This is a genomic window from Comamonas sp. B-9 (assembly GCF_000410635.1).
GTDB lineage: Bacteria > Pseudomonadota > Gammaproteobacteria > Burkholderiales > Burkholderiaceae_C > Comamonas.
The window spans coordinates 1-5,071 of sequence record NZ_APCR01000078.1; the positions used below are offsets into that span (position 1 = coordinate 1).

Sequence of the window (5,071 nt, forward strand, 5' to 3'; positions counted from 1 at the left end):
CCAGGCCGGCCAGCGCGCCCAGGCCTACCGCCGCTTGACGGGCTGGCGCCTTTTGGTGCTGGCGCTGCTGGCCGGCGCGATTGTCGCGGCCCTGCTGTTTGACTTCACCACCGGCCCCTCGGGCCTGGCGCTGCCGCAGCTGCTGCAGACCCTGTACACGCCCGATGCCGCGCCGCCAGCGCTGCGCGTGATTGTCTGGGACATTCGCCTGCCCTACGCCTTGATGGCAGTCGCCGTCGGCCTGGCGCTGGGCCTGGCGGGCGCCGAGATGCAGACCGTGCTGGCCAATCCGCTGGCCAGCCCTTTTACCTTGGGGCTGTCGTCGGCCGCTGCCTTTGGCGCAGCGCTGGCGATTGTGCTGGACTGGAGCCTGCCGGGCGTGCCCGCATCCTGGGCGGTGCCGGCCAATGCCTTTGTGTTTGCAATGGCCTCGGCCTTGCTGCTCGATCTGGTGGCCCGCTGGGGCGGCATGAGCGCCACCGGCGTGGTGCTGTTTGGCATTGCGCTGGTGTTCAGCTTCAATGCGCTGGTGTCCTTGCTGCAGTTTGTGGCCACGGCCGAGGCCTTGCAGGGCCTGGTGTTCTGGACCATGGGCAGCCTCTCGCGCGCGACCTGGCCCAAGCTGGGTGCGCTGGCCTTGGCCCTGGTGGTCGTGCTGCCGCTGTCGATGCGCAATGCCTGGCGGCTGACCGCGCTGCGCCTGGGGGAAGACCGCGCGGCCAGCTTTGGCGTGGATGTGCGGCGCCTGCGCCTGGGTGCGCTGCTGCGCATCAGCCTGCTGGCCGCCCTGTCGGTGGCCTTTGTCGGCAGCATCGGCTTTATTGGCCTGGTCGCACCCCATATAGCGCGCCGGCTGGTGGGCGATGACCACCGTTTTTACCTGCCGGCCTCGGCCTTGACCGGCGCGCTGGTGCTGTCGCTGGCCTCCGTCGCTTCCAAGGCGCTGGTGCCGGGCGTCATCGTGCCGGTGGGCATTGTCACCTCGCTGGTGGGCATTCCCTTCTTTTTGGCCATTGTGCTGCGCACCCGGGGGCGGGCATGAGCGCGGGTGGTTTGCAGATCAGCGGACTGCAGGTGGCCTATGGCCGGCGCGTGGTCATCCCGGGGCTGTCGCTGGCCGATCTGCAGCCGGGCCAGGTCACCGTGGTGCTGGGGCCCAATGGCAGTGGCAAATCGACCTTTTTGCGGGCGCTGGCGGGCCTGACCCGTGCCAGCGGCCAGGTGCGCCTGCAAGGGCAGTCGCTGGACCAGGCCAGCCTGGCCGAGCGCGCCCGGCGCGTGGTCTACCAGCCCCAGGCCTTGCCGGCGGCCGTGCATTTGCGCGTGATCGAATCGCTGATGGCCGCGCGCAAGGCTTCGCCCCACAGCCTGCGTATAGGCACCGACCCGGCACAGGATGCCGTCATGCAGTGCGCGGCGCTGCTGCAACTGCTGGGCATTGACCACCTGGCCATGCGCCACCTCGATGAGCTCTCGGGCGGGCAGGCGCAACTGGCCGGCCTGGCGCAGGCGCTGATCCGCCAGCCCCAGGTGCTGATGCTCGATGAGCCGCTGTCGGCGCTGGATTTGAACCACCAGTTCCATGTGATGGAACTGGTGGGCGAGCAGACTCGCCGCTGCGGCATGGTCACGCTGGTGGTCCTGCATGACCTGGGCCTGGCGCTGCGCCATGCCGACCGCGTGCTGGTGCTGAAAAACGGCGAGCTGCAGGCCGATGGCCTGCCCAGCGACGCGATCCACCCCGAACTGCTGGCCCGTGTCTATGGCGTGCGGGCCCGTGTCGAGCCCTGCTCGCGCGGCATTCCGCAGGTGATGGTGGATGGCCTGCTGCGCTGAGCGGCCAGAGGGATCCACCGCCTGCTTCTTCTTTCTCAACCACCCAAGCGATCCACCATGACGTTTTCCTTGCACCATCTTGCCCTTTGCGCCGCCACCCTGGGCGCCAGCAGCGCCGCCTTCGCACAGCCCGCCGCGCCCGCCACGGCGCCGGCCCCGGTCTGTGAAGCTCATGTACAAGGCCAGCCCGGAAAAAAGTTTGACCTGACCGAGCTGCGCGTGAGCAAGCGCTGCGCACAGTTCACCGTGCACCTGCTGCACACCGGCAAAAAGCCTTGGCAGGAAGCGGGCCACAACTGGGTGCTGACGCGCAGCCAGGACACCGAGGCGGTGATCCGCGAAGGCCAGCGCTCGGGCCCCGAGCGCGCCTGGCTCAGCCGGGGCGATGCCCGCGTGCTGGCTGCCACCCAGATGCTGTCGGGCGGCGAGCATGCCTCCGTGAGCTTCCCGGTCGAGCGCCTGCGCCAGGGTGAGGACTACACCTATTTCTGCTCCTTCCCCACCCATGCCGAGCCGATGCGCGGCAAGCTGGTCGTCATCGACTAAGAGCCGTTAACACAACCCTTGATACGTCGTTGCCCTGCCTTGTCGTACTACAGTACTGCCTGCGGCAGGACGCCTAGTCGGGGGCGCCCAGTCTCAACCGCAAACCTTCGGTTTGCTGGATCGTGTTACCGGCTCTAAACCGCTGAACCAGCGGCCCAGCCTCAGCTGGGCATGCGGTAGGCCAGCACCTTGAGCGCCCGGTCGGGCGAGACATCGGCAAAGATCGTCGGGTTGGCCACCTGCTCGATGAACTCCAGCTCCGGCGCCAGCGCAGCCATCTGGTCTTGCAAGAAGGCCAGCGGCAGCTCGGGGGCGTTGAGGCAGAGCAGCGCAAAGCCGCCGGGCGCCAGCAGATCGGGCAGGCGCTTGATCAGGCGTGCGTAGTCCTTGGTGGCGACAAAGCTGCCCTTTTGGTAGCTGGGCGGGTCCATGATCACCAGCTGGTAAGGCCCGGTGCGGGTGATCTTGCCCCAGCTGCTGAAAATGTCATGGCCCCAGAACTGGCCGCCTGCGAGCTGGTTGAGGCGGTGGTTCTGCTGGCCGCTGGCCAAGGCCGCCTTGCTCATGTCGATATTGACCACCTGGCCGGCGCCTGCCTGCAGCGCCGCCACCGAAAAGGCGCAGGTATAGGCAAACAGGTTGAGCACGGTGCAGCGCTCGGGATCGGGCTGGCGCGCGATGAACTGGCGCACCCAGCGCCGGCCCTCGGCCATGTCCAGAAAGAGACCATGGTTTTGCCCGCGCAGCACATGCACCAGGTAACGGGCATCGTCTTCCTGCACCGTATGGGGCTCGGGCAGGCTGCCCTGGACCAGGCGGGTCTCGGCCGCGCCCAGCGCCCGGCACTGGTAGACCCAGGTCAGCGGCTCGCCCGGGTAGAGCTGCTGCCAGCGCTGCTGCAGCGCATCGCCCACGCTTTGCAGCGCCTCATCGGCCAGCGGCGCAAAGCTGGTCAGCACCACCGCCGGTGGGTACAGGTCCAGCGACAGGTGTTCGCAACCGGGAAACAGGCCGCCCCGGCCGTGGAAGAGGCGTTGCGCCTGCTGGCTCGCGGGCATGGTGGCGATGGCCTCTAGTAATGCATGCATGGAATCTGAAAAACGTCTAGGAGAGAAGGTGGGAGGCGGCGTGCTTGGTCAGGAATTGTGGGCTGGGCGATACTTCTTACAAATTTTTGCCCCGCCGCCCAGCCATTGTGCAGCCACTCGGGTAGATTTCTTGGATTAGGAATTTCGATAGATCACTGGTGGATCCACCGCCAGGATTGCGGAGGAGGATTTCATGTTCAGTAGCGCCAATGACATCAAGCCCCTGGTAACAGCCATTAACAACTGCCAGGACGAGGAAAGCATGATCAACCCGCTGACGGCTGCGCAGTGGGAGATCCTGGCCCCGTACCTGACGCAGACCCAGCTGGCGGCATCGCAGGTGCTGTTTCAGCAAGGCACGCAGGAGCGCACCCTGTTTTTCGTCGAAAGCGGCAGCCTCAGCGTGCATTTCGAGGACGAAAAGCAGCGCATTCGCCTGGCGATCGTCGGCGCGGGCTCCATTGTCGGCGAAGGCGCGTTCTTCTCGCACCAGCCGCGCAATGCCACTGTGCAGGCGGTGGCCGGTTGCCGCCTCTGGGGGCTGTCGAGCATTCGCTTTACCGAGCTGTGCAACCGCCAGCCCACGGTGGCCGTCGCGCTGGCGATGGCGGCCGGATCGGTGCTGGCCAAGCGCCTTGGCAACCGCAAACGCCGCGTCGCCGCAACATAAAAGCTTGGCATTGGTCAAATCGCGCGCGCTTTTCTGACCAGGGTATGCAATACTCCTTCCTACAATTACAAACGCCTGTTGCGTGATGAAACGGGTGACCATAAGAGAGTCGCGGATACAGACCCAGCCAACCCCAGGTTTGCGGGCCTGCAAGGCGGGATGCGGCCGGCGAGGCCATATCCCCCAAGGCCTGTGTCTGCGGCTCAAATTCTGATCAGGGTAGGGAGTGGCATGTCTATATTTGCCAAATGGTTCAGTCGACCAGAAAAAAAATCGGCTTTTGCGCCCCTGGGGCCGCAAACCATGTTTGCCGAACCGCTGGGTGTGAGCCAGCACGATATGCTGGCCGCCCAGAGCCCCTTGGTGGCCGCCAAGCCCATGGCTGCGGCACCGCAGCACGACAGCGCAGCGCCCCGCCCCGGTGAGCGCTCGGCCCGCCGGGAGATGGTGTATTCGGCCGTGCGCGAGTCGATGGTGCGCTCGGGCATTCTGTCGGCAGGTTACAAATTCAAGGTGCTGGCGCTGGACAAGCGTGCCACGCAGTTCATCGTGATGGTGGACCTGGCGCAGCAGCACTGCGCCTCGCCCGACAAGCTCACCCAGATCGAGGCCTTGATCGCCTACTCGGCCAAGACCCGTTTCGAGATCGTGATCACCTCGGTCTACTGGCGCCTCAATGCCCAGCTGGGTGTCACCAGCTCCAAGGCCCCCAGTGTGGTCACCGCGCCCCAGCCGGCCGTGGTGCCGGTGCCGCTGGGCATGGACCCGGTCGATGAGGCGGAGATTGCCGCCTTCAAGAAAGCCTTGCTCGAGGCGGCGCTGAACCCGGTGCCTGCGCTCGACGGTGCATCGGCTGCAAACCGCGCTGCCACCAGCGCAGCGCCCCGGCCCGCGCCGATTGTGCCGCCCGCGCGCAGCGCAGCGCACAATG

At 66.4% G+C, this 5,071-nt stretch carries 6 protein-coding genes; 5 read left to right on the forward strand and 1 reads right to left on the reverse strand.

All coding sequences use genetic code 11. The features are described from left to right. From H928_RS0100650 to azu, 3 genes are all read left to right on the forward strand, one after another. Positions 1-1,042, forward strand: a 1,042-nt coding sequence (locus H928_RS0100650; RefSeq protein ID WP_021024742.1) for an iron ABC transporter permease, incomplete at its 5' end; no start/stop codon positions are given. Beyond that, positions 1,039-1,836: an ABC transporter ATP-binding protein gene (locus H928_RS0100655; protein WP_021024743.1), complete on the forward strand. Its 798-nt coding sequence runs from the start codon at positions 1,039-1,041 to the stop codon at positions 1,834-1,836. The genes H928_RS0100650 and H928_RS0100655, both read left to right, overlap by 4 nt. A gap of 57 nt (positions 1,837-1,893) precedes the next feature. Beyond that, positions 1,894-2,382, forward strand: coding sequence for an azurin (azu, locus tag H928_RS0100660; protein WP_021024744.1), 489 nt, complete (start codon positions 1,894-1,896; stop codon positions 2,380-2,382). A 161-nt stretch (positions 2,383-2,543) separates the two neighbouring features. On the opposite strand, the gene H928_RS0100665 is transcribed toward azu, so the two are convergent. After that, positions 2,544-3,470, reverse strand: a complete 927-nt coding sequence (locus tag H928_RS0100665; protein ID WP_021024745.1) for a class I SAM-dependent methyltransferase — start codon at positions 3,468-3,470, stop codon at positions 2,544-2,546. A 193-nt stretch (positions 3,471-3,663) separates the two neighbouring features. On the opposite strand from H928_RS0100665, the gene H928_RS0100670 reads away from it, so the two are divergent. Together H928_RS0100670 and H928_RS0100675 are read left to right on the forward strand one after the other, a co-directional pair. Next, positions 3,664-4,140, forward strand: a complete 477-nt coding sequence (locus H928_RS0100670) for a Crp/Fnr family transcriptional regulator (protein ID WP_021024746.1) — start codon at positions 3,664-3,666, stop codon at positions 4,138-4,140. 303 nt (positions 4,141-4,443) lie between these two features. Further along, on the forward strand, positions 4,444-5,071 hold a 628-nt coding region (locus H928_RS0100675; RefSeq protein ID WP_021024747.1), incomplete at its 3' end, for a hypothetical protein.